The 23,450-nt window shown below is 45.4% G+C and carries 24 protein-coding genes; 7 read left to right on the top strand and 17 right to left on the bottom strand.

Annotation, left to right across the window (positions count from 1 at the left end):
• Positions 1 to 82 precede the first annotated feature (82 nt).
• A complete protein-coding gene (gene nfuA / locus ACRRSW_RS02250) occupies positions 83 to 661 on the top strand; it encodes a Fe-S biogenesis protein NfuA (protein ID WP_432454779.1) in 579 nt (192 codons plus the stop codon).
• A 56-nt stretch (positions 662 to 717) separates the two neighbouring features.
• Here the strand turns inward: nfuA and gpsA are convergent, their stop codons facing one another.
• The 3 genes from gpsA to ACRRSW_RS02235 all read right to left on the bottom strand — a co-directional run bounded on the left by gpsA (position 718) and on the right by ACRRSW_RS02235 (position 2,700).
• A complete protein-coding gene (gpsA, locus tag ACRRSW_RS02245) occupies positions 718 to 1,725 on the bottom strand; it encodes an NAD(P)H-dependent glycerol-3-phosphate dehydrogenase (protein ID WP_432460765.1) in 1,008 nt (335 codons plus the stop codon).
• On the bottom strand, positions 1,725 to 2,201 hold the full coding sequence (secB, locus tag ACRRSW_RS02240; protein WP_432460764.1) for a protein-export chaperone SecB: 477 nt from the start codon (positions 2,199 to 2,201) through the stop codon (positions 1,725 to 1,727). The genes gpsA and secB overlap by 1 nt, the downstream gene beginning before the upstream one ends.
• A 70-nt stretch (positions 2,202 to 2,271) precedes the next feature.
• The gene (locus ACRRSW_RS02235) at positions 2,272 to 2,700 is read right to left on the bottom strand and encodes a rhodanese-like domain-containing protein (protein ID WP_432454782.1); all 429 of its coding nucleotides are present in this window, start codon (positions 2,698 to 2,700) and stop codon (positions 2,272 to 2,274) included.
• A gap of 253 nt (positions 2,701 to 2,953) precedes the next feature.
• Between ACRRSW_RS02235 and gpmM the strand changes: the two genes are divergently transcribed.
• Genes gpmM through ACRRSW_RS02220 form a run of 3 tightly spaced genes read left to right on the top strand, consistent with a single transcriptional unit; the run spans position 2,954 to position 6,460 of the window.
• Entirely contained in the window at positions 2,954 to 4,486 is a 1,533-nt protein-coding gene (gene gpmM, locus ACRRSW_RS02230; RefSeq protein ID WP_432460763.1) for a 2,3-bisphosphoglycerate-independent phosphoglycerate mutase, read from the top strand.
• Between the two features lie 7 nt (positions 4,487 to 4,493).
• Positions 4,494 to 5,681, top strand: coding sequence for a murein hydrolase activator EnvC family protein (locus tag ACRRSW_RS02225; protein WP_432460762.1), 1,188 nt, complete (start codon positions 4,494 to 4,496; stop codon positions 5,679 to 5,681).
• Positions 5,669 to 6,460, top strand: coding sequence for a divergent polysaccharide deacetylase family protein (locus ACRRSW_RS02220; protein ID WP_432460761.1), 792 nt, complete (start codon positions 5,669 to 5,671; stop codon positions 6,458 to 6,460). Before ACRRSW_RS02225 ends, ACRRSW_RS02220 begins: the two co-directional genes overlap by 13 nt.
• A gap of 11 nt (positions 6,461 to 6,471) precedes the next feature.
• On the opposite strand, the gene ACRRSW_RS02215 is transcribed toward ACRRSW_RS02220, so the two are convergent.
• From ACRRSW_RS02215 to ACRRSW_RS02185, 7 genes are all read right to left on the bottom strand, one after another.
• On the bottom strand, positions 6,472 to 6,708 hold the full coding sequence (locus ACRRSW_RS02215) for a YkgJ family cysteine cluster protein (RefSeq protein WP_432454786.1): 237 nt from the start codon (positions 6,706 to 6,708) through the stop codon (positions 6,472 to 6,474).
• Positions 6,709 to 6,936: 228 nt separating this feature from the next.
• The gene (locus tag ACRRSW_RS02210; protein ID WP_432460760.1) at positions 6,937 to 11,358 is read right to left on the bottom strand and encodes a pilus assembly protein; all 4,422 of its coding nucleotides are present in this window, start codon (positions 11,356 to 11,358) and stop codon (positions 6,937 to 6,939) included.
• A complete protein-coding gene (locus tag ACRRSW_RS02205; protein WP_432454788.1) occupies positions 11,358 to 11,759 on the bottom strand; it encodes a type IV pilin protein in 402 nt (133 codons plus the stop codon). The genes ACRRSW_RS02210 and ACRRSW_RS02205 overlap by 1 nt, the downstream gene beginning before the upstream one ends.
• Positions 11,760 to 11,764: 5 nt before the next feature.
• On the bottom strand, positions 11,765 to 12,277 hold the full coding sequence (locus ACRRSW_RS02200) for a pilus assembly PilX family protein (RefSeq protein ID WP_432460759.1): 513 nt from the start codon (positions 12,275 to 12,277) through the stop codon (positions 11,765 to 11,767).
• Between the two features lie 2 nt (positions 12,278 to 12,279).
• Positions 12,280 to 13,071: a PilW family protein gene (locus ACRRSW_RS02195; protein ID WP_432460758.1), complete on the bottom strand. Its 792-nt coding sequence runs from the start codon at positions 13,069 to 13,071 to the stop codon at positions 12,280 to 12,282.
• The gene (gene pilV, locus ACRRSW_RS02190; RefSeq protein ID WP_432454791.1) at positions 13,041 to 13,559 is read right to left on the bottom strand and encodes a type IV pilus modification protein PilV; all 519 of its coding nucleotides are present in this window, start codon (positions 13,557 to 13,559) and stop codon (positions 13,041 to 13,043) included. The genes ACRRSW_RS02195 and pilV overlap by 31 nt, the downstream gene beginning before the upstream one ends.
• Positions 13,528 to 14,070, bottom strand: coding sequence for a GspH/FimT family pseudopilin (locus ACRRSW_RS02185; protein ID WP_432454792.1), 543 nt, complete (start codon positions 14,068 to 14,070; stop codon positions 13,528 to 13,530). Before ACRRSW_RS02185 ends, pilV begins: the two co-directional genes overlap by 32 nt.
• A 360-nt stretch (positions 14,071 to 14,430) precedes the next feature.
• Between ACRRSW_RS02185 and ACRRSW_RS02180 the strand changes: the two genes are divergently transcribed.
• Positions 14,431 to 14,853 carry a hypothetical protein gene (locus ACRRSW_RS02180; protein ID WP_432460757.1) on the top strand — a complete coding sequence of 141 codons (423 nt, stop codon included), beginning with the start codon at positions 14,431 to 14,433 and terminating at the stop codon, positions 14,851 to 14,853.
• Positions 14,854 to 14,871: 18 nt separating this feature from the next.
• On the top strand, positions 14,872 to 15,246 hold the full coding sequence (locus ACRRSW_RS02175; RefSeq protein WP_432454794.1) for an acetyl-CoA sensor PanZ family protein: 375 nt from the start codon (positions 14,872 to 14,874) through the stop codon (positions 15,244 to 15,246).
• Between the two features lie 51 nt (positions 15,247 to 15,297).
• Here the strand turns inward: ACRRSW_RS02175 and glpX are convergent, their stop codons facing one another.
• Both glpX and ACRRSW_RS02165 read right to left on the bottom strand, forming a co-directional pair.
• Entirely contained in the window at positions 15,298 to 16,305 is a 1,008-nt protein-coding gene (glpX, locus tag ACRRSW_RS02170; protein WP_432460755.1) for a class II fructose-bisphosphatase, read from the bottom strand.
• 66 nt (positions 16,306 to 16,371) lie between these two features.
• The gene (locus ACRRSW_RS02165) at positions 16,372 to 16,962 is read right to left on the bottom strand and encodes a DUF4202 domain-containing protein (RefSeq protein ID WP_432460754.1); all 591 of its coding nucleotides are present in this window, start codon (positions 16,960 to 16,962) and stop codon (positions 16,372 to 16,374) included.
• Positions 16,963 to 17,149: 187 nt separating this feature from the next.
• On the opposite strand from ACRRSW_RS02165, the gene ald reads away from it, so the two are divergent.
• Positions 17,150 to 18,265 carry an alanine dehydrogenase gene (gene ald / locus ACRRSW_RS02160; RefSeq protein WP_432454797.1) on the top strand — a complete coding sequence of 372 codons (1,116 nt, stop codon included), beginning with the start codon at positions 17,150 to 17,152 and terminating at the stop codon, positions 18,263 to 18,265.
• Positions 18,266 to 18,328: 63 nt separating this feature from the next.
• Here ald and ACRRSW_RS02155 read toward each other — a convergent pair whose 3' ends face one another.
• The 5 genes from ACRRSW_RS02155 to ftsY form a co-directional block, all read right to left on the bottom strand.
• Positions 18,329 to 18,811 (bottom strand): DUF4357 domain-containing protein, encoded by a 483-nt coding sequence (locus ACRRSW_RS02155; RefSeq protein ID WP_432460753.1) that lies wholly within the window; start codon positions 18,809 to 18,811, stop codon positions 18,329 to 18,331.
• A 97-nt stretch (positions 18,812 to 18,908) separates the two neighbouring features.
• Entirely contained in the window at positions 18,909 to 19,757 is an 849-nt protein-coding gene (rpoH, locus tag ACRRSW_RS02150; RefSeq protein ID WP_432454799.1) for an RNA polymerase sigma factor RpoH, read from the bottom strand.
• A 484-nt stretch (positions 19,758 to 20,241) separates the two neighbouring features.
• The gene (ftsX, locus tag ACRRSW_RS02145) at positions 20,242 to 21,201 is read right to left on the bottom strand and encodes a permease-like cell division protein FtsX (protein ID WP_432454800.1); all 960 of its coding nucleotides are present in this window, start codon (positions 21,199 to 21,201) and stop codon (positions 20,242 to 20,244) included.
• Positions 21,198 to 21,881: a cell division ATP-binding protein FtsE gene (ftsE, locus tag ACRRSW_RS02140; RefSeq protein WP_432454801.1), complete on the bottom strand. Its 684-nt coding sequence runs from the start codon at positions 21,879 to 21,881 to the stop codon at positions 21,198 to 21,200. The genes ftsX and ftsE overlap by 4 nt, the downstream gene beginning before the upstream one ends.
• Before the next feature lie 38 nt (positions 21,882 to 21,919).
• On the bottom strand, positions 21,920 to 23,374 hold the full coding sequence (ftsY, locus tag ACRRSW_RS02135) for a signal recognition particle-docking protein FtsY (RefSeq protein ID WP_432460752.1): 1,455 nt from the start codon (positions 23,372 to 23,374) through the stop codon (positions 21,920 to 21,922).
• Between the last annotated feature and the right edge of the window lie 76 nt (positions 23,375 to 23,450).

The raw sequence follows: 23,450 nt of genomic DNA, 5'->3' as shown, positions 1-23,450 counted from the left end.
TAGCCATCAATAGACCCTAGTCGTGCGAATAAAAAAGCCGTACAATATAACCTAGCAATTTACTCAGGTATCGAGGAAGCAGATGGTATCGATCTCAGAAACAGCACAACAACATTTTGTTAAGCTGCTAGAACAACAGCCTGAAGGCACTAACATCCGTGTATTCGTCGTCAACCCCGGCACGCCTAGCGCCGAATGTGGTGTATCTTACTGCCCACCAGAGTCAGTTGAAGATGATGATGTGCAACTCCCCTTTAACGGCTTTAACGCAATGGTAGACACCGCCAGTGCACCCTTTTTGGAAGATGCCGAAATTGATTTTGTGACAGACAAAGTAGGCTCTCAGCTCACACTAAAAGCACCGAATGCAAAAATGCGTAAAGTGGATGATGACGCATCATTGATTGAGCGTGTTGAATACGTCATTGAAACGCAAGTGAATCCAAATCTTGCCTCACATGGCGGAAAAGTAAGCATTATTGAACTCACCGAAGAAGGCGTGGTGATCTTACAATTTGGTGGGGGCTGTAATGGTTGTAGCATGGTTGATGTTACGCTCAAAGAAGGGATCGAAAAACAGTTACTTGAAGCCTTCCCCGGCGAACTCACGGGAGTGAAAGATGTCACCGAGCACCAAGCGGGTGAGCATTCTTATTATTAGTGCGCGAACAAAAAAGCCTACGCTAGCGTAGGCTTTTTTAACTCTGGTAGCACTCACTATTCTTCTCGCTGATCGCGAGCCAGTAAATCAATGGCCGCTTGTTGGGCTGATTTCGCTTGATACAAGACCTGATAAACTTGCTCAACAATCGGCATTTCTACGCCCATACGTTGTGCCAGCATATAGACTTCTTTAGTATTGCGATAACCCTCAACCACTTGACCAATTTCAGTTTCGGCTTGCGCAAATGATTTCCCCTGACCTAAGGCTAAACCAAAGCGACGATTACGACTTTGATTGTCGGTACAGGTCAGAACTAAATCACCAAGCCCAGCCATTCCCTTAAAGGTTTCCGGATCCGCGCCTAAGGCTTTCCCCAAGCGAGCCATTTCACGTAAACCCCGAGTAATCAGTGCTGTACGCGCATTTGCACCAAAACCCAATCCATCTGCCAGACCCGCACCAATGGCAATCACATTCTTCACTGCGCCGCCAAGCTGTACCCCAACAATATCGTTATTGGTATATACCCTAAAGCTACGCTCACAATGCATGACCTTCGCTAAGTAACGAACAAAATCAGCATCTGAAGAAGATGCTGAAATGGCGGTCGGTAAACCGGCAGCTAACTCTTTGGCAAAAGTAGGTCCCGAAATTACAGCAATTGAACGCTGTTCTCCCAGAACTTCCATTGCAACTTCAGAGAGCAAATGACCAGTATTTGCCTCGAGCCCCTTAGTCGCCCAAGCAACCCGCGAATCTTGGTTCAGCATCGGTTTAATTTGCCGCATCACATCGGCAAACGCAAAGCTTGGTACCACCACTAACAAGTTATCGCTTTGAGCGACAGCTGTAGCCAAATCGGCCTCTAACTCCAAGCTATCGGGAAAACGGACACCGGGTAGAAAGTCTCGATTCTCTCGATCGGCACTTAAGGCCGCTACGTGCTCAGGCTCATGACCCCATAACACCGTACGTTGTCCATTGCGCGCAATGGCGATAGCTAATGCAGTCCCATAGGAACCTGCACCCAATACGGTCATGGTGGCTTTCATAGTGCTCATTAAGCGTCTGCTGTCGCCGCTTGTTGTTGTTCTGCTTGCTGTTGCACATAGTTAGCAAACAACGCATCAAAGTTAACTGGTGCTAGGTTGATTTGTGGGAATGAACCGCGGTTCACTAGGTTCGATACGGTTTCACGTGCATAAGGGAACAAAATGTTTGGACAGTAGGCATTAATCGCGTGCGCCAATTGAGGCTCAGGCATATTACCAAGAGTAAAGATCCCCCCCTGATGAACTTCGCATAAAAACGCAGTTTTATCTTCAACGTTCGCAGTCACAGTCAGCGTTAATACAACCTCGAATACGTTATCCGCTAACTTATTGCTAGAGGTGTCGAGGTCAACTTTAATTTCTGGTTTCCATTCTTTCTGAAATACTTCTGGTGAATTTGGAGTTTCAAAAGAAATGTCTTTGGTGTAGATGCGTTGAATTGAAAATTCTACTTGTGGCGCTTCGGTGGTTGCTGCTTCAGCCATAATAATTACCTTAGAAATATGTATTTAAAATTGTTTCATCGCAACTCAAATTGCGATTTAAAACGCGATCTTACTTCTTAGTGATCGGTAGATTTGCTGATTTCCACTCGGTCATACCGCCACGTAAGTTATACACTTTGGTAAAGCCGCCTTTAATCAGTGCGTTAGCCGCTGAGCCAGAACGCATCCCTGTTTCACATACCACGATAATGGGGCTAGTCTTTAAGTTTTCAATGGGCTTGAAGTTATTAGCCTGGATTTGAGTCAAAGGAATGTGACGAGCGCCCGCAATAAAGCCTTTTTTATACTCATCATTGGTTCTGACATCTACCACAACCGCATCTTCTTTATTGATCAGCAAAGTCGCTTCATGATTACCCACCGAAGTCACTTTTGACAATAGTGGTTGAATAAAACTGTAGATAACGGCCCCAAATAAACCCACCCAAGCCAATGAAAGGATGGGGTTATTTCCAAAAAATTCGACAACTTGCTGCATAGTAAGCGTATTCCCAGTTAAGCAAATAGTTAGTGATATTGGGGCGAGAGTATACACCCGAGCGTAAAAAATAGCAGCTATCCGCAACGCAGAAGCGTGTAAATTCACCAACAAAAGAGTAAGCAACTAAAAATCAGAGATAAAACAACTAATCTCGGCTGAATTGCGTTCAATCAGGTGACTCAGCCAAAAAATGTAGTAATATTTCAGGAATTCGTTTCTATTTTTACATTTACCGATTGAGGAAATTGCAATGTCTGCAAGCAAAAAGCCTTTAGCATTAATCATTATGGATGGCTGGGGCCACCGCCAAGACAGCGCCAATAACGCTGTGGCAAACGCCAACACTCCAGTACTAGACAACCTTTGGAACACCAATGCCAGCACCTTAATTTCAGGCTCTGGTCTGGATGTAGGCCTGCCGGATGGACAGATGGGTAACTCCGAAGTAGGACACACCAACATTGGCGCCGGTCGCGTGGTTTATCAAGAACTGACCCGTGTCGGTAAAGCAATTACAGACGGTGACTTCTTTAGCAACGAAGTATTACTTGGTGCAGTCAATAAAGCGGTTGCCGCTGGTAAAGCCGTTCATATTATGGGTCTATTGTCTCCAGGTGGTGTTCATAGTCATGAAGACCACATGCTTGCTGCCATCGAATTGGCCGCCAAACAAGGTGCAAAAAACATCTACTTACACGCTTTCCTTGATGGCCGTGATACACCACCTCGCAGCGCGCAAGGTTCAATTGAAAAGTTCGATGCTAAATTTGCCGAAATTGGCACTGGCCGAATTGCTTCATTGGTTGGTCGCTACTACGCCATGGATCGTGATAACCGCTGGGAACGTGTAGAAGAAGCCTACCAATTGCTGAGCGAAGGCAAGGCTGACTACAGCTACGCTAACGCAACTGAAGCTTTAGCGGCTGCTTACGCGCGTGAAGAAAACGACGAATTTGTGAAAGCTTCGGTGGTCGGAGAAACTGCCGCCAGCATGAATGACGGCGATGCGGTTTTATTTATGAACTTCCGTGCCGACCGCGCGCGCGAAATTGCGCGTTGTTTTGTAGAGCAGGACTTCAACGGTTTTGAACGCGCTAAAGTACCAGCTTGTGAGTTTGTAACTTTAACTCAGTACGCAGCTGATATTAAAGCGCCTTGCGCCTTCGGCCCTAGTGACTTGGTAAACACCTTGGGCGAATGGCTAGAAAAAAATGACAAAACACAGCTACGTATTTCAGAAACTGAAAAATACGCGCACGTGACTTTCTTCTTTAATGGCGGCAAAGAAGATGCGTTTGTTGGTGAAGATCGAGAGCTGATCCCATCGCCTAAAGTTGCAACTTACGACCTGCAACCAGAAATGAATTCTGAAATATTAACGGATAAGTTTGTGGCTGCCATCGAAAGTGGTAAATACGACGTGATCATCTGTAACTACCCGAATGGCGATATGGTTGGCCATACAGGTGTTTACGAAGCCGCAGTAAAAGCCTGTGAAGCCGTCGATAAATGTATTGGCCGTTTAGTTGAAGCACTAGACAAAGTCGGCGGTGAATGCCTGATTACCGCAGACCATGGTAACGCAGAACAAATGGTAGACCCAAAAACTGGCGGGATCCACACTGCACACACTAACTTACCTGTACCGCTGATCTACCATGGTCGTGCAGCCACCCCCGTTGAAGGAGGTCGCCTAAGCGATATCGCACCAACCATGCTTAGTTTAATGGGTTTAGAGACCCCTGCAGAAATGACTGGCAAGGTATTGATGAATTTGAAATAATGGTTTAATGAATGAGCCTATTTCACACTTGTTTCAGCGTGTCGTAAGGCACTTTGTTAGCTTGAATCGCGCCAGCCTTATTGCTGGCGCTTTGCTATTGCTAAGCCCTCAACTTGCCGCGAATCAACAGCAGCAATTAATCGATGTACAGCAGCAACTCAAGCAGCAACAGCAACAACTGACGCAGCGTAAAACTCAGATAACCAAAGCACAACAGCAACTGCGACAACAAGAACTTGCTTTAGCTGATTCCAATCAACAGCTACGCAGCCTCAATCTACAGTTAGCAGAATCCAAAGCCCAACAACAACACATCCAAGCCAATATGCAGGGTTTGGAACAACAACTTCAGCAGCAACAGCAAGCCCTAAAAGCACAGCTCAAGAGTGCCTATCAAGCAGGCCACAGTGACTATCTGAAGATGCTACTCAACCAACAAGATCCTGCGCGATTAGAACGAATGTTGCAGTACTATCATTATTTAGCCAAAGCTCGCCGTGAAGCGTTAGTAGCTGTCGCGGATAAACAGCTTGAACTGAGTCAAGCGCAACTGCAGCTCAATGAAAATCGACAGCAGTTAGCTCAATTACTTGCCCAACAACAACAACAGCAACAGCAATATCAAAAACAACAGCGCCAACGCAAACAACAATTACAACAACTCAACCAACTTCAAAGCAGCGAAAAAAGTCGCTTAGAACAGTTGCAAATTAACGAGCAACATTTACAACAGCTGATCAGTCAACAAATCGAACAGCAACAACAGCTAGCCCTCAAACAGCATCTCGACAAAGCACCATTGCTAGGCCTAAGTAAGACCAAGGGCAAGCTACCATGGCCACTGAAGGGTAAAGTATTACATCGCTATAATAGCCAAAACCAAGGGCAAACTCGTTGGCAAGGTATGGTCATCGACTCTCATCCTGGCACCGAAATCAAAGCCATTGCGCCGGGAAATGTGGTTTTTGCCGATTGGCTACGCGGTTACGGATTAGTTGTTGCCATCGACCATGGCAAACAATATTTAAGCTTATACGGGTATAACCAAAGCCTCAACGCGACCATTGGCCAACGGGTCAATACCGGAGAAACCATCGCCTATGCAGGGAATAGTGGGGGCCAGAGCACTAACGCCTTATTTTTCCAAATCCGCTACCAGGGTCAAACCCAAGATCCACAAAAATGGTTAGAGTAATCCTTATTTGGCTTAGCCTATGTGGCTGCAATACCGCGAGCGCGGGTCTGCTCAGTATCATTGTTGATGACGTGGGTAACGGCTATCAAGACTATCAACTACTCCAGTTAAACCCAGCAATCACCCTATCGGTCCTACCGGCAAGTCCCTACGCCAAAAACATCGCAGTACAAGCTCAACAACAGCCGCGAGAGGTGATGCTACACCTGCCCATGCAGGGAAGTCGCGATCTGAATTTAGGCCCCTACGGGCTGAGTACACAACTCGATGAATATGAATTCAAACGACGGGTATATGCTGCCATTCAAGATTACCCTGAAGCCACTGGTCTCAATAACCATATGGGGAGTCAGCTCACCCAACAGCCTCAAGAAATGGGCTGGTTGATGCAAGTATTGAACGAGCAACAGCTGTTTTTTGTTGATAGTCGAACCCACTTGGGCAGCGTCGCAGAAAAAACCGCTTTAATGTATCAAGTCCCCGTTTTACGTCGACATGTCTTTTTAGATCATATCGATAACCCGGTGAGTATTTACCAACAATGGCAACTGGCACTCAAGCTGAGTCGTAAATATGGTCATGCGATATTAATCGCCCACCCGCGGCCTAATTCGCTAGCCCTATTGCGCCAACTTACGTTGCCTACAGATATTCAATTGGTAGGTTTAGCGCAACGTTTAGCATGGCAAAAGCAGCAATCATCCAGCGATCCCAACTTACGCATCGCCAACACAAACATCAATCAACAGCGCCCATCAATCCAAGACGGGGATAAATAAGCTGTGAAGCGCTAGCTCTGTGTTTGTATTTCTAAATGAATGAGATTGTCTAAGGCTTGCTGGCGGGTATCACCACACAACCAATGTGCCGCTTTAAAATCACGACACACTTGCGGCCGCTCTGGTTGCTCAAATATTTGACACAAATTGTCGATGTTCAAGTGGATACAACGCTCACCAGCGGCTTTATTTAAAGAGCTAATTGAAGGTGCGATACAACAAGCACCACAACCCATCCGGCATTGCATACTATGGTTCTCGGTAGCCAAAAGAGGCTAGTGTAGCAGAACCGCATATTAGACTCGCAACTAATAATTATCGAACTAATTATCTGTACATTCTTGCTAGCGCAAATCACCACTAACTGCGTTATGTCTCTTGTAATTGGAGCCACTAGCTAGCGCAAATCGGTAAACAATAGGCCTTGAATAAATTAAATACCTGACATGATGGCCCTTGACTTCTTCTAGTAGACGCTAATATAAAGTGCGCAAACTTAAGCGGCCAGTTGGGGATTGGTAATCATCAAAGCACTTCACCGTTCCATCACTCAAAGTAATACAATTTTTCTCAATAATGCCTTCTTCTTTAACAGCATTATCTTGATCGAGATTGGGATTAATAATCACCGTTGGAGAGGATGGGATCCCGCCTTCCACAAGCTGATGAGAGCTATCATTATTAATGGTGTCGCCTTGATCATCTGCGTCGGTGTTCCCCTCGGTACCAGTGTTCCAAGTTAAACCAGAATGTAGGTTCATTTCCATGTACCAACCACTCCCCCCACCCGCACAAGCATCCGCGCTGGGCAATAAACTAGTAAAACTCAATTTATTGGCCAACAATAAAGTATTACTCACTTGGCGCTCACCATAATTATTGGTATTACCATCTGCGGTATTTATCAGGTCTAAATACCACCCCCGATGTTGACTCCAATCGATAACATTTTCGCTCAACAGTCGATTGCCGATCCGCGTGGCAGAATTAAAATCTTCTTTCTCGATGGTTTGCCGTAATAAGTTGTTATAAACATCTAAGCCATCAACCTTAGAGCGGCTCGAACTAAAAGCAACGTCATCTAATTTATCCCAAATTGCATAAACACTCTGAGTCGCTTCGCCAATCGCATTATTGTCGGTGGTCTCGATATATTTACCGGTACCAAAGGCCACCAAAACTCCAGCGGTAATGCCTTTAGGATGAGCGCCCACCGAAGGTCTAGAGGTAATCGCCTGCGCAGTGTAATTTACATCTGGCTTGTCTGGACTAACGGCCTTAAATAAGGGTTTATCACCCGCAATCGCGATCCCCCAACGACTGGAACTGGTCGCTGACACATCAAAAGCCCACATATTTCCAAACAAATCGCCCGCATAAATACGATCCGCAACCCCATCGCTATTGATATCGACTACCGCAGGGCTGGCTAAAGCATTCGGTCGCTGTTCACCCGTGGGATCATCGGCACTATCGACATGTGTATGCAGCGTCGCGATCAGACTACCGTCATCCAGATCCGCAATATAAAGCTTAGCTTCCGAGTCATCGGCGTTATAACCATTGGCAAAAATAACCCCAACTTTACCATTGGCCAATTTCGCGATAGTTGGCGCTGCCGCGCTCAAACCCAAGCCCGAAAAATCGCCAGTGGCACTAATTTCCCATTTTATCTTATCTTTATTCACGCGACTCATGTCGCTAACATCGATGGCATAGAAGCCCTTCGCGCCAGTACCTAAACGACCGACCGCCGTTGTCCGTGCCGAGGAGCCAACGCCATCGGTATAAGCCGTCACTCCACCATCAACAAAATACTGATGACTGTAAGTACTGCGCGTGAGGCTATTTAGCTTGCCATATACTTGACTCGGGACATAGGCCATCGCCTCTTCGCCGTTGGACGCATTTATCACATGCACCATGCCATCATTAGCACCAAATACCAACACAGGGGTAGTCACTCGATGACCATTCACAGGCGCGACATAATAGGGGATCGAATGAATCACATCTCCTAGCACCGCCTCCCGAGCTCGCATACTGTAGCTCAAATCAGAAGCTTCATAAGTTCGCTCTCCCCGTAAATAATTAACCACCGCTGCGAGATAAGCGAGCTTGCTTTCATCGCTACCCTGTTGCCCAGCCAGTAAGTCATCAATCTGCGCTTCGCTTAAACCATGACTATCACCAAGCAAACTACTAGGGGGAGAAAACTTAACAATTTCATCACTCTCTGGATTACGGGTATAAATACTGCGTGAAGAGAATGCCATCGAGTCAATTTGCGCAGCCACACTCCAGATAGCTGAGGAGCTTAACTCGCCGTCAACATCAACCGAATAGGCTTTCACATCTCCATTCCAATGTTCACTATTAAAAGATGACTGATAGAGCAGCGTATCACTTTGTAGAAAATTGGAATTAAACACAGGCGAGCTCGCGGAGCGATCTCCTGCTAAGGTTTTATCTAAGGCTTTGGTGATTTGAGCCCCCAATTGTCCTGCATTAGTCACAGGGAAATAGCCATCGGGTTGACCGCTCGTTTCTGCATCCCATTCATTCGTATCGGGGAATTCGCTGCCATTCTCATCGTTAAACCCCCCCCACTTTGCCGCATACCAAAGTGGTGACTTTAACTGGCCTGCTGTATTCCCATTTGGAAAAAAGTAGCGCGTGCGAGTCCAAGGTAAATCGGCAGTACTCGCTTCAAGCTTTCGAGTATTATTGGGGAAGGGCGCTTCTCTCTCACTAGGCGTATCAAGATAGTAGTTCACATGACCACCATCTTGATCTTTAACATCCAAATAAATACCGTCTTTGGTTGTGCCCGAAATCACATACCCGGCATGTTGGTGAATATCGCCTCTAGCGTAGGTCGAATCAAGGGTCAGCGCGACTCCCTTGGTCTTATTACAAGTGGCTTCGTTATCGCCAACATGAGGACATAAATCTTTGACCTCATAGCTATATTTAACCACCATATCCATATCATGATCGGCCCCTTGCTCAACGTCTTCGAAGGCAATTCGAAAAACCCCAGAAGTATCACTAAAGGATTCAACATAATAATCAACGATGGTATTAGTCGGTTGAAACGCCCCTTTATTCTTATTGATGCTATTTCCACCCACTGACTTGGCAAAAGGCACAACCGTAACCACCTTGTCATCAACTTTCACCCTCACCTCTGGCAAGGGAGAAGAAATCGCTACCACGCTGGTTTGAATATTCTGCTTACCTGATTTTGCTGGGAACAAATCTGTTTTATGTCCGTAATAAGCCACTCCAGCAGCGGAATAACTCCCCTCTTTAGTCGGCTCTTGAGGTGATAAACCTCGAATTTTAGCAAGTGAAGTCACCGCTTTAGCCGTAGGAGCCCCCCTAGTATCGGTGCTATCATCAATCGACTCACCAATAAAATAATTACCGGTAATGCCCTCTGTGGTAGAAATTGTATTCAGTAAGGTCGAAAGAGAAAAACCATCCAAGGTAGAGCCTTGGTAGGCATTGGTGAATTGGCCGCCAGGAAGTTCATCGGAGTCATAGGAAGGGTTAATGTCACTAATCACCAGATTATATGGGGCCGCACAGTACTCACGACCTTCAAAGGGGTCATCCCAGCTAGCAATTGGCAAACCGAGGCCGTTGTCGATGCTCCCATTAGCAATGCTATATGACGGGCTCGCCAGTTTTTCACCATGAAAATACCTTAAGCTCTCATAGAGCATTTCGCCCAGCGGGTTCCCCCACGATGAACATTCTCCATCAACGATCGCCCGGGTCGACACCCAACCACAATGATCGTAAGAGCTCCCGTTATAACCATATATTTTCAACTTGTCGATGCTGCGAACGATACCGTTCACGCCACTATTAAAGATCCCATTATTAGTATTAAGTTCGTCGCTAAAAGGGCCTACCCGTTTACGTAATACTCCTCCGGATAAGTTTTTTTGGTAACTGCCAGTGATTAAGCCAAAATCAATACTGCCATCCTCACCGTACTGATGTAATAACCCGGTCGGCTTATCATTGCCATTGGGATAATGCTTACAATTACTCTCAAGCTTACCACTCACACAAACTTGAACTCGCACCACATAAGATTCATCAACACTGCCAGTCAGGACCGGAGCTTCCTTACTCGCCCAGTACCAAATATCGAATTCATCTTCAACAGCGGTCACATCAATTCCAAAGTTATTCCACTGTGCATTGTTCTTATTAATATTTTTAAGCATTACCAATTTTGGCTGAGCGTTGTCATTACTGGAAAAAGTAGCGGTACCAAAAAAATGCTTATTGCCCGATAGCGGATTATCGAAAGGAGTGTAAGCACTCAGGTCATAATGATTGACCGCCTCAGAGGTATAGCTTTTCCCCCAAGAATGGGCATCCTGTGGAATATAAGCTCGCTCTAAGACCGTTTGACTAGAACTATCGACGTCTCGAAGACCACCATACAATACCGAGCGCAGTACATCCATACGAGACATGGTGAGGTAATTTAGAAAATCGCCACTCCACTGCGCTGCACCGCCACAGGTTTTTGAACCTGAAGTAGCCGCTTCGCCGGGCTCAAATTGTTGTTGCTGCTCGTTATAAGCATAACAACGCTGGCTATCGAAATAGCCGTAATAGTCAATTTGCGTTGGCTGATAAGTCGTATCTAATACCCCATCGCCATCTAAATCAGAAGCATCGTTATAGGCCTCATAGTACAAAGTATGATCACGCCCCATCACTAACATCACCATTGGTGCAGGTACAGTTGCGACATATAAAGGGACATCAGCAAGGTTTAAATTCGCCGCATTCAGCGAAAGTGAAGCCACACTAAAAGGCAATAGTAATAGGCCTAAAACCAGCTTTGATAGCTTGTGAAAGGTACTCATTACCAACACCCGCCACTAGAGGGTGTCGTTAAACCAGTACTATTAATGCTCATGGTGCCACAATGATCGCTGGCCTGAGCGGCCGTTGATTTTGGCGTCGCTGATAAGGTGTAGGCTGAAGCACTCATACCGCTCGTACTAAGCGTGTAATAATCACTAAAATTATGAGTGGGTGTATAAATAGTGAGGCTACCAGAGCTCGCGGCACCACTATAAGTCAAATTCATCGAGTAATAACTTTCCATATGTTGCGCAGCCTCTACCAGCGTTCGTTTTGCTTCCTCACGTCGAGTGGTTTGCACATGACTTAAATAACTGGGATATGCGACAGCCGCCAAGATCGCTACTATCGCCACAGTAATCATCACCTCTATCAGGGTAAAACCTTTAATCTGCTTCACTGCGACTACTCCATAAATGCAACATAGGATTGTAAATAAGTAACGGCACCACCCTCTCCTTGAGCACGAGCAGTAATTCTTAAAAAGCGTCGTTTCGGGATATTCACCCCCAATACCAAACCTGAATCAACCCCCGCATCTTCGATAATATAACGGGGCTCACCCGCTAACGCTTGGCCATTGGCATCTTTAACCACAACCATCTTATGCGCGGTATCCCAATTACTGTTGGTTTGCCACCAATCTGCTGAGCCAAATTTTGCAGCTACCAACGAATTTGCAGTTGTCGGTTTGAGTAAGGCATCCACCGAGTAAGCCTGCTCTTTCACCATCTGCTCCGCTTCCCAAATGCCTGAATTGGCTCGAGCATAACTGACAGTATGGTCCTGATAGATTGCCGAGTTTTTACGACCACTACTCACCTGCTGGGTAATAGAGACCCCTATCATCGCGATAATAAGCACCATAATCAGCGACATAATTAACGCCATACCGTATTGTCGTTGGAATTGTGGCATCGCTAAGATCCTACGTTTATTAGCAAAATGGTTTCGTTGACCACTTGCCGAAGTTTTTTATCTGAGATCGCGATATCTTCATCAAGCACAGAATAACGATTCTGATTGCTGAGGTTGCCCATCGGGACTTCTTGAGCGACCAACAATGCAACTTTAACTCGATTTATTTGCCGCCAGTCACTCACTTCACTGGCTTTATAATACTTATACTCATGTTCGTCCCGACTACCATAGAGTAACTGTAAACTATCGATATCCTGATCGAACACGGTGTCACCGCCGCTATCACGACATATCAGTTGATTGGTCGTGGATACGAAAAAGCTCAGGCTGGTACTACTATTGGCGGCCAATTCGTCGCCGTTGCAGCTAAAAATACTACTGTTAGGTAGTGCGGCACCATAAAAACGCAAACTCACGACATCGGTATTGGGTTTGGCGCCAAGATAACTATTTTGATTCTCGAGTCCTTGAATAAACTGGCCTTCATCCCAAGTAAAACCCGCGCTATCTTCGCTATTCACCTGAGGTAAAAGGGTATTCTGGTAGAGCTGCTGAAAATCACGAAAACCCGCTTGTTGTAAATAAATCTGCAGTGTTTGCATACTCATTCTATTTTTACTAACTAATAAATGATTTGCCCGAGTCGCCTGGTAACTTTTTTTATCACCAATCAATGCGGCGTACAGCCCTCCCACCACCAATAAGGACAGCATTAAAGCAATCATCATTTCAACTAAACTAAAGCCTCGCTGTTGGCCCATCACCTTACCCACACGGCAACCTCGCTGCATTGATGCGCATTTCCCGATCGGTCCGCATCGCAATTGGCCACCCCAGAACCGGTCAAGTGAGCATCCCAAGTCATTCTCAGAGTCACCAAATTATTGACATGTTGTAAAGAGAATCGAAGCTGGGGAATGGAAGGGCTCACTCTGTCATACCAGTTACCAACCTCAAACGCAGCAAATTGTGCGCGAGTACAGCTCACACTCCCAGAATCACAGTTAACAAAACTAGGCGCGACACCACTAGTCAAGTTTTCGGCATTAAACTCATTATTGCGCGCCGCCTCAGGCAAAGCCAAGACACGCTGTATCATATCCAACATAGCGGTATTTGCAGTTTGCGCAAAACGCGCTTGTTGCGCGGTATTCACCGACTGAATTTGCAAAGCCGCGTGACCCAGTAAACCAATCGAAACCACTACCAAAGCAATCAGCAATTCGATTAGAGTGAAGCCCTGAACCTTAGGGGCAATAACTGGTTGATGGCGACGCATACTCGATCCTCCCCATGCGTGTCAGCTCGATCCTTTGATCTTCAAACGCAGCCGATGGGCTACAAATTGTAAATATCCCAGCTAACGCGTGGCCGGAAGGGAAAAAACGCAGTAATACGCTATTTGAAGAAGTGGGGGTATATTGAAGTTTTGCCGACTTTGGGCTGGGATAGCTAACGATGATTTGATTAGCGTCACTTAAGCTGCCATCGCGATGTTCATCTAAATAAACCAGCCAACCAGTATTACCTCCCCAAGCCGAAGCACAACTGGTGCCACTCGATGTGGGACAAACATAGGTAGACAAATTATTACGAATCGCTTCTTGCTGTGCAACATTGAGACTACTGGCCAATAGATCCCGAGTGACACGCTGCTTACTATCTTCAATAAAACTTTGCATCGAGGGAACGGCGACCACCATAATAATCACTAAGATAGCGACGGCGATCAACAATTCAATCAGGGTAAATCCTCTATGCCTCAAGGTTCGTTTGCTTATACTGGGCATTGCTTATCATCCGTAACAGCGTTCTCTTCTAGCCACAACCTTGGAGAGAACATCCTATTTAATCAAGAATGTTGATTAAAGTCGGTAATATTCCAAAAAAACAACATATTAGAAACGGTATTCTGACAAACATCAAAACTTTGTACAATAAGCAAACAAATAATAATAGACAGCAGTCATAGTTCCAACTAGCGGATCCTGCCCTGCTTGCTTTACATCACCAGATACAAGCTTTAAAAAGCTTAATTAAGCGCTGGCAAACACAAAATCGATATTAAATATAGCTAATCGAGTTCAAGCTATTGGTTTGTGGGCAGAGAATGTGTAATCTAATTCCATCATTTTCTCAGCACCATATTTATGAAACTAATGCCCCTCCCCTCCTACGTTGATGAAGCTTATGTCAATAATGTTGTGAGCGATTGTATCAGTTTTATGAAAGGTACCGCCCCCTGGTGGATTCAGCAGTCGAGTTTGAATTGCCGAGAATCAAAGCAACTCATCAATCTTTTACTCGTCACTTTTAGTACTTGGCGAAAACGACAAACTCAACCGAACCATAAACGTAATATCGAACCAAACAATTTGTTTGATTTGAGTCCTTTGGTTTTCGATCTGAGCCACACCATTGACCAGTTGGCGAAGCTCGATCTTGAGTATTTAGACAATAATTTAAAGAAATCGCTATTGATGATTTGCCAGGAATCACAGTATTTTCTTAAAGACTGGCACAATTTAGATATCGAACAAATGTCTAAATCACCGCTTTCCAAAGTTTCCTAAGCAATCGTTACCGAAATCATGCGTTTATCTTTTCAGACAGCTACAATCTTGCCAAGCTTTTCCAAGGATTTAACTAAAATTTCACCCCATGTGAGCGAACAGCAATGGAGCCATTGGCAACAAGCGGAGCGACTCTATTACTGCGTATTTAATCAAAAAATAGTTGCTTATTGCCTACTAAGCACTGCGGGCAGCGGACTTCAAGTGAATCGTTTTATCGTGCGAGATATCACCCGACGACGCGGCATCGGCTTATTTATGTTTCAGCAATTACTCCAACTGGCTCAGCATAAACAATTAAATAAGCTGATATTTCCAAACAGTAATGATTCACCAGCTCTCGCTTTCTATCAGCATCTCGGACTTAATAACCAGTTAGAGTTTCAATTATAAAAAAACCAGAGCACTACTCTGGTTTTTGCTATTCACTCAAACAATCATCGCCTATAAGATAACGGCTTTAAGGTCTTCATTTTTACGGTCAAGGTAATGCGTTGATTGGATCTTGCGAATGGTCCGTGTTTTACCACGAACCAATAGCGTTTCGGTGACCGCAATATTCCCTTGACGGTTGATCCCTTCCAGTAAATCACCTTTAGTAATGCCCGTTGCTGAAAAGATAACATTATCGTTTTTCACCAAATCGTTCAGCTGCAATACACGATTCACTTGAATACCTTGCTCTTCACAACGACGAATTTCTTCAGCCGCAATGACTCTATTTTCAGCATTGTCTTCTTTTACTTGATTACGAGGAATTAAACGGCCCTGCATATCACCGCCCAAGGCCCGGATCACAGCGGCAGAAATCACGCCTTCAGGAGCACCACCAACACAATACATCATGTCAACTTCACTCAGCGGCATACAGGCCAATACCGAAGCCGCCACATCCCCATCGGGAATAGCAAACACTCTCACACCAAGCTTTTGCATCTCTGCAATCACTTGATCATGACGGGGCTTCGCCAAAGTAATCACCGTCATATCACTAATATTTTTGCCCAACACCGAGGCAACCATTTTAATATTGTGTTCAATAGATTGTTCAAGATCGATGGTGCCCTTGGCATTTGGTCCTACCACCAGCTTTTCCATGTACATGTCAGGCGCACGTAAAAATGCTCCCTTTTCACCCACAGCTAATACGGCCACTGCATTATTTTGACCCATCGCGGTCATGCGAGTCCCTTCAATCGGGTCAACCGCAATATCGACCGCTTCACCGCCAGTTCCCACCTTCTCACCAATGTATAACATTGGCGCTTCATCGATTTCGCCTTCACCAATAACGACTTCGCCTTCAATGTCCATATCATTAAGCATGATACGCATCGCCTCTACCGCTGCATTATCGGCAAGGTTTTTATCGCCTCGCCCCAACCATTTATAACCAGCCAATGCTGCAGACTCAGTAACACGGGAAAAACGAAATGCCAGATCTCTTCTCATCAGAAATGCCTAATCAACTAAAAACGGGCGAATACTAGCATAAGATTAGTATTTAATCAGCTGACTTCACGAAGCCAACGCCAGCTTAATCAGGTCACTCGCCTCACTTGACAGCTTTAACGCTAAGGCCGCCTCGTGCCCTTGCTCCGACATTTTCCCCCAAGTTTTTTTAACGATACTGAGTACCTTATCTTGTTCATGTTTAGCCGCAAAATCGATAAAGTAATACTCTAGAAAGACCAAACAAATCACATCTTCCAAAGCTTGCGTTAGTGGGTTGCGTTTTAGCTTTTCTTTACGTAATAAGCCACAGACCTGCTCGATGCTGGCTTCCTCAAACTGATGTCGGCGCATAATATCACTACATAACTGTGCATGTTTTTTAGACAAATCGGTTCGCCATTTTAAATAACCTGTTCTACCCTCAGGATAATCACCTCGTGGCGACAACCAACGACCGATATGCTGGGCTCGAGCAGCGATCTGTAATTCAGGAGAAGGGGATGGCATAAACTCAAACAAAACTTTTGACATTCTTTGCCCATATAAAAGTTCTTTAGGATGTTCATAACCTAGTTCATCTAACTGCAGGTTTGGATCATTGAGGTTAAATAGATCAATATCGTCTAAGACCTTATTTAGAATATTTTGCTGCATACTTTGCCCCATTCTCATGACTTTGTTTTAGTCTTTAACATACTCTCAACATATCCTACCGAAAGGCAGAACTCAAGGCAGAACCTTAGACTAAAAATGTGTTGCATTACTGGTGTTATTCACTATATTTTAAAAAAAAGAGCGGCATATATGACCAATATATTATATTTAAAAGGAGTTAAAAACTATGCTTATTGGCGTACCTAAAGAAATAAAAAATCACGAATATCGTGTTGGAATGACCCCAGCCAGCGTAAACGAACTGATTCAACATGGCCACCAAGTGCTTGTTGAAACTAACGCAGGAGCTGGTATTGGTTTTGCCGATAAAGATTATCAAGCGGTGGGTGCAAACATCGCGAATGATGCTGCCGAAGTTTTTGCCGCTGCTGACATGATTGTCAAAGTTAAAGAACCACAAGCAAGCGAGCGGGCAATGCTACGCGAAGATCAATTACTCTTCACCTACCTACATTTAGCACCCGACCCAGAACAAACCAAAGACCTCGTGAAATCTGGTGCCGTATGTATTGCCTATGAAACCGTCACCAGTGCGAAAGGCGGTCTACCACTACTTGCCCCAATGTCTGAAGTCGCGGGACGGATGGCCATTCAAGCCGGTGCTCTTGCGCTAGAAAAGTCAAAAGGTGGTCGCGGTCTACTATTGGGTGGCGTCCCAGGGGTAGAACCCGCTAAAGTCGCGATTATTGGTGGTGGCATGGTGGGACGCAATGCGGCACAAATGGCCGTTGGAATGGGGGCTGATGTTGCAATTTTAGACCGCAACATCGATGTACTACGAGCGATTGACGCCGAATATCACGGTAAAGTGAAAACCGTTTATTCAACCACTAGCAGTATTGAACAACATGTACTAGAAGCAGATTTAGTGATTGGCGGTGTTCTTCTACCAGGTGCTGCAGCGCCCAAATTAATCACCAAAGACTTGGTTAAACGCATGAAAGCGGGCAGTGCGATTGTTGATGTTGCAATTGACCAAGGCGGCTGCGCTGAAACCTCTAAAGCAACGACTCACCAAGATCCGATTTACATTGTTGATGAAGTTGTACACTACTGTGTTGCCAATATGCCTGGTGGCGTAGCCAGAACCTCAACCATGGCACTCAATAATGCCACCCTGCCCTACATCATTACTTTAGCCAACAAAGGTTACAAGCAAGCCTTATTAGATGACGAGCATCTACGAAACGGCTTAAATGTGATGCATGGAAAACTAACCTGCGCAGAGGTTGGAGAAGCGCTTCAACTAGAAAGCATCGACCCCTTAAGTTTATTAGCTTAAGTGTTAAGTGGATACTCTTAGCAAATACCAAGAGCGCGATTAAGCGCTCTTTTTCTTTCTCGTTTAGCGTTTCTTGCCATAGCCGCGATCTTTCAGGCTACGTCCCCACTTATCTAGCCAAGCATCCAGTCCGCTACGGGCGTTTCCGGCAATTAAACAAGCCGCCGAACTCGGACTAGAAAACTGATGATCACGCATAAACTCATAACCCTCGCCCTGACGGCATAATACGTGTTCTTCCAGGAGCTGCTCACGCAAGGCCAACACTGCAGGGCGCAGCGACTCAGCCCCCCCGCCGTTAGCGGTAGAACCTTTGATCACTATAAAACCAGGTTTATTCTTAGCACCAACCGGATAACCATAGGCAACCGCCTGCTTTACACTAAAGGAATAATCGGCACTCAGTTCTTTGGTATTGCTCTGTGCCACTAACTCGCGCAAAGAAAGAAGTTGCTGATAGAGCTCTATCGGTATGATCGCCGCAGTTTTCCGGCCATCCCCATCAATCACAAAGTTTACTTTTGATAATTCGAAAGGACTGTCCATGTCAGGGCCATATTGAGAAGTTTGTGCAAATTTAACACAGCGGTGGGGCAGATTTGAATATAAAAAACCTCGCTAAGCGAGGTTTTTTATAAAGTTGTTATTCCATCGCAGCTTTCAGCTTTTTCATGGCATTTTTTTCTAGCTGGCGGATCCGTTCTGCCGATACTTGATAGTGGTCGGCCAACTCTTGCAAAGTAGCTTTATTATCATCCAACCAACGACGTTGTACGATAAAAGCATTCCGTTCATCTAAAGTGGCCAACGCGGCACGCAAGCGATTTGCGGCGGCAATTTCCCAATTTTCTTTTTCGACAAACTGCGCAACATCAGAAGATTTATCTTCTAAATACTGGATCGGCGCAAAACTGCCTTCACGCTCGTCATCATCAGAAGCCAGATCAAAAGCCTGATCTTGAGCACTCATCCGAGATTCCATTTCCAACACATCTTTGGTCGTCACACCGAGATTTTCGGCCACCATATTCACTTCGTCGCGACTAAACCAACCCAAGCGTTTTTTTGACTTGCGTAGATTGAAAAACAATTTACGCTGCGCTTTAGTGGTCGCAATTTTTACCATTCGCCAATTACGTAATACGTATTCGTGGATTTCCGCTTTAATCCAGTGCACTGCAAAAGATACCAAACGAACACCAACACTCGGGTCAAATCGTTTTACGGCTTTCATTAAGCCTACGTTGCCCTCTTGAATCAAATCTGCTTGAGGGAGGCCATAACCCCCATAGTTTTTCGCGACATGAGCAACAAATCGCAGATGCGACATGACTAATTCACGAGCGGCGCTTAAATCACCATCTTCAAACAAACGAGTCGCGAGTTCTTTCTCTCGCTCAGCACTCAGCATCTCAATCCGATTTACTGATTGGATATAGGCCTCGATACTCCCTTGCGGGACTAACGCCATAGATGCAATCTTTTGATCCATATCAACCTCAATAATTTACTCGGTCAATGAGTCTATCATAGCCATTCAGCAAGATCTAACCCCTAAAACTTCCACTGGAACCTGCCTATTCAAGTATCTCAGCATGATAAATAAGATGCCACACATTGAATATAGTTCACAATTTATAATTTATTTAAAGTACGTTAAGCCACTGTTTAAATGGATTCATCTAATCAAGCACATCTTATGCTGGTTAAGCTATAACAATAAAACCGCTAACATGATGAATAGCAAAAGATTTAATAATTAAAGATAAATATGGCTGTTTTACCACAAGGGGACAAGGCACAACCCTCGCCACCTTCAATTTGATTGCTTGCTTCTTGGAAAGCAAAATGGGCTTGAGTACCACAGCGGCCATAAATGATTCATTGGATAGAGATTCTGCTTACGTCAAAAATAAACATCACCACTCACTAAAAGCTGGGTAGGAAATCAGGACTGTCCGCAAAAATCACAAGCACTAACTCGGTTCTATTTCTCGAATATGTCGACTCACAGACAACCAAGAAGCGGCTAAAGCAAGCAGCATAGAAAAACCAATTAAACTGCTAAATTCTCGAAAGGACAAACCCGCTAAATAAATCTCTTGCTGGTAGAGCAGACCGATCTGTTGTAGTGCATACTCGGTCCAAATCAGTAAAATATTGCATAATACCCAAGTTAATAAGCCACCAATTAAGCCGAACCAAAAGCCAGTATAAAGAAATGGACGACGAATAAAGGCATCAGTGGCCCCCACTAGCTTCATCACTTCAATTTCGCTACGACGGTTTAGAATATTCAAACGTAGGGTATTAATCACAATCAGGGCGACGGCACTCACTAACAGCAGAATTAGCAACCATGCCGACTGCTGTAACATACTAATAATCGTATCCAGACGCTGCAACCACTGCACATCTAAGCTGGCTTGTTGAACCAAGCTATGTTGTTGCAGACTGTCAAGCAGAGCTTGAGCTGCACTTGCATGACTAAAATCTAGGCTAGGTTGCACCAGCAATACATCAGGTAGGGGGTTTTCGGGAAGTAAAGCCAATACATCGTCAAATCCGCTGGTCTGCTGAAATTCAGCTAGGCCTTGTTGCTTACTGACTAAATCGACCCGCGCGACCTGTGGCATATCAGCAATATTTTGCTGCAGCTCATCACGCTGTTGTTCAGTGATATTCTGTTGTAAAAACAAACTAATTTGCGTATCACTTTGCCAATAACCTGTGAGTTGCTGGATGTTCTTTGTTGCCAGGTAAAAACTTGCTGGCAAGGCCAAACATACACCGATCACCGCAAGGGTTAGCATGGAACTGGCGGGGGTTCGCCATAGTTCACCTAAGCTTGCAACGCACTGCTGTAAATGACGAACCACAAACATAAGTATACGCTGCGGCAATGCCACTTTTACTGTTGGTTTCGCGCCTCTCATAAGGTTTGCTCCGCACCAGCACTCGACGAGGTCAGTAATTGACCATGTTGCAACACCAGCCGTTGGTAATGCAATTTTGCAATCAAGCTTAAATCGTGGCTGGCAATTAACACCGCCACGCCGACTCGATTAAACTCTTCAAATAAGCGGAAGATTTCTAAGGATAAAGCGGGATCTAGATTACCTGTCGGTTCATCGGCAATTAAAATCATCGGCTTATTGACCACTGCACGGGCAATCCCGACCCGCTGTTGTTCTCCACCCGATAGTGCGACCGGTACGCAATGAGCTTTATCCAGTAACCCCACCTTATCTAAGGCCGCGGCAACACGACGCTTAATATCATTCATACTATAACCTTCAATCACCAAAGGCAGCGCGACATTATCAAATACGCTTCGATCCATCAGTAATTTATGATCCTGAAAGATAACTCCCATTTGGCGACGTAGATAAGGGATCTTGCGATGAGCTAAACGGCTAATATCATCACCGTTGACCCATACTTTACCATCACTGGGTCGCTCCATTGCCGTAATGAGCTTGAGCAAAGTACTTTTACCCGCGCCCGAGTGACCCGTTAAAAAGGCCATTTGTCCTTGCTCTAAATGAAACGACACTTTTTGCAAGGCTCGTTGACTGCCGGGATATACCTTACTCACTTGCTCAAAACGGATCATAAATAGTCAAACCTTTCCTTAATCATCTGTCGCTAAGGCTACTCGCTTTCTTCGCGACTAAACAAGGCATCCACAAAGGGTTGCGCAGAGAACTCTCGAAGATCATCAATCCCTTCACCAACCCCAATGTAACGGATCGGCAAGGCAAATTTGTCTGCTAAGGCAAAGATAACGCCACCCTTGGCTGTGCCATCTAACTTAGTCAAAGTCAATCCCGTCAAACCAACCGCCTGATTAAACAAATTGGTCTGGCTAATGGCATTTTGACCAGTACTTGCATCAATAGTTAACATAACTTCGTGAGGGGCTGCATCGTCGAGTTTACGCATGACACGGACGATCTTTTTCAGCTCTTCCATTAAATGTGCTTTATTTTGCAAGCGACCCGCCGTATCAGCAATCAATACGTCAACTTTTCGTGACTTCGCAGCTTGAAAGGCATCAAAAATAACCGAGGCGCTATCTGCACCAGTATGCTGGGCAATCACCTGGATCTTATTTCGCTCACCCCAAACTTGTAGTTGCTCCACTGCGGCAGCGCGGAAAGTATCTCCAGCAGCCAACATCACCGACTTACCCTGACTCTGATATTGTTTGGCTAATTTACCAATGGTGGTGGTTTTCCCCACACCGTTGACTCCAACCATTAAAATAACAAACGGGCCTTCGCTTTGATTGAAATCCAGTGGCGCCTCAACTTGATTAAGCATCTCAGCCATGTCTAACTTCAACTGCTCATAAAGGGCTTCGCCATCTTGCAGCGCACTACGCTTAGCATGTGCGGTCAATTGGTTGATGATCTTCAAGGTAGTATCAACCCCGATATCTGCAACCAACAGCTGTTCTTCTAACTCCTCGAATAGCTCATCATCAATTTTTCTCCCCTTAAATAAAGAGAAGAAACCCCAGCCTAAGTTCTGTCGAGTCCGCTTTAAGCCCGCTTTTAAGCGCGCAAACAAGCCTATTTTTTTTCCCGGTTGAGTTGCTTCATCTTGTGCTTCCCGTTCGGCTTGCGCTTCCCGTTCGGCTTGGGCTTCTCGTTCAGCTTGGGCTTCGCGTTCGGCTTGGGCTTCGCGTTCGGCTTGGGCTTCGCGTTCGGCTTGGGCTTCGCGTTCAGCTTGAGCTTCGCGTTCGGCTTGTGCTTCCCGTTCGGCTTGGGCTTCGCGTTCGGCTTGGGCTTCGCGTTCGGCTTGTGCTTCGCGTTCGGCTTGGGCTTCCCGTTCGGCTTGTGCTTCGCGTTCGGCTTGGGCTTCGCGTTCGGCTTGGACTTCGCGTTCGGCTTGGGCTTCGCGTTCGGCTTGTGCTTCCCGTTCGGCTTGGGCTTCGCGTTCGGCTTGGGCTTCCCGTTCGGCTTGTGCTTCGCGTTCAGCTTGGGCTTCGCGTTCGGCAGTTTGTTCTGTTAGCTGTGATTCTGTCGACGAATCTGTTGAAATTTGTTGCTGATCATCTTTTTTTCGGCCAAACCAAGAAAATAGGCCCTTCTTTTTTGCCATTACTGCAAAACCTTTTTACCAGTAAACGAAGTTGGCTGTTACAATGCCAACGTCCAGTCAATATTGTTCGGATTTT

Source organism: Agarivorans sp. QJM3NY_25 (genome assembly GCF_050870875.2).
Taxonomy (GTDB): Bacteria; Pseudomonadota; Gammaproteobacteria; order Enterobacterales; family Celerinatantimonadaceae; genus Agarivorans.
This window is presented reverse-complemented; position numbering and strand designations above follow the sequence as displayed.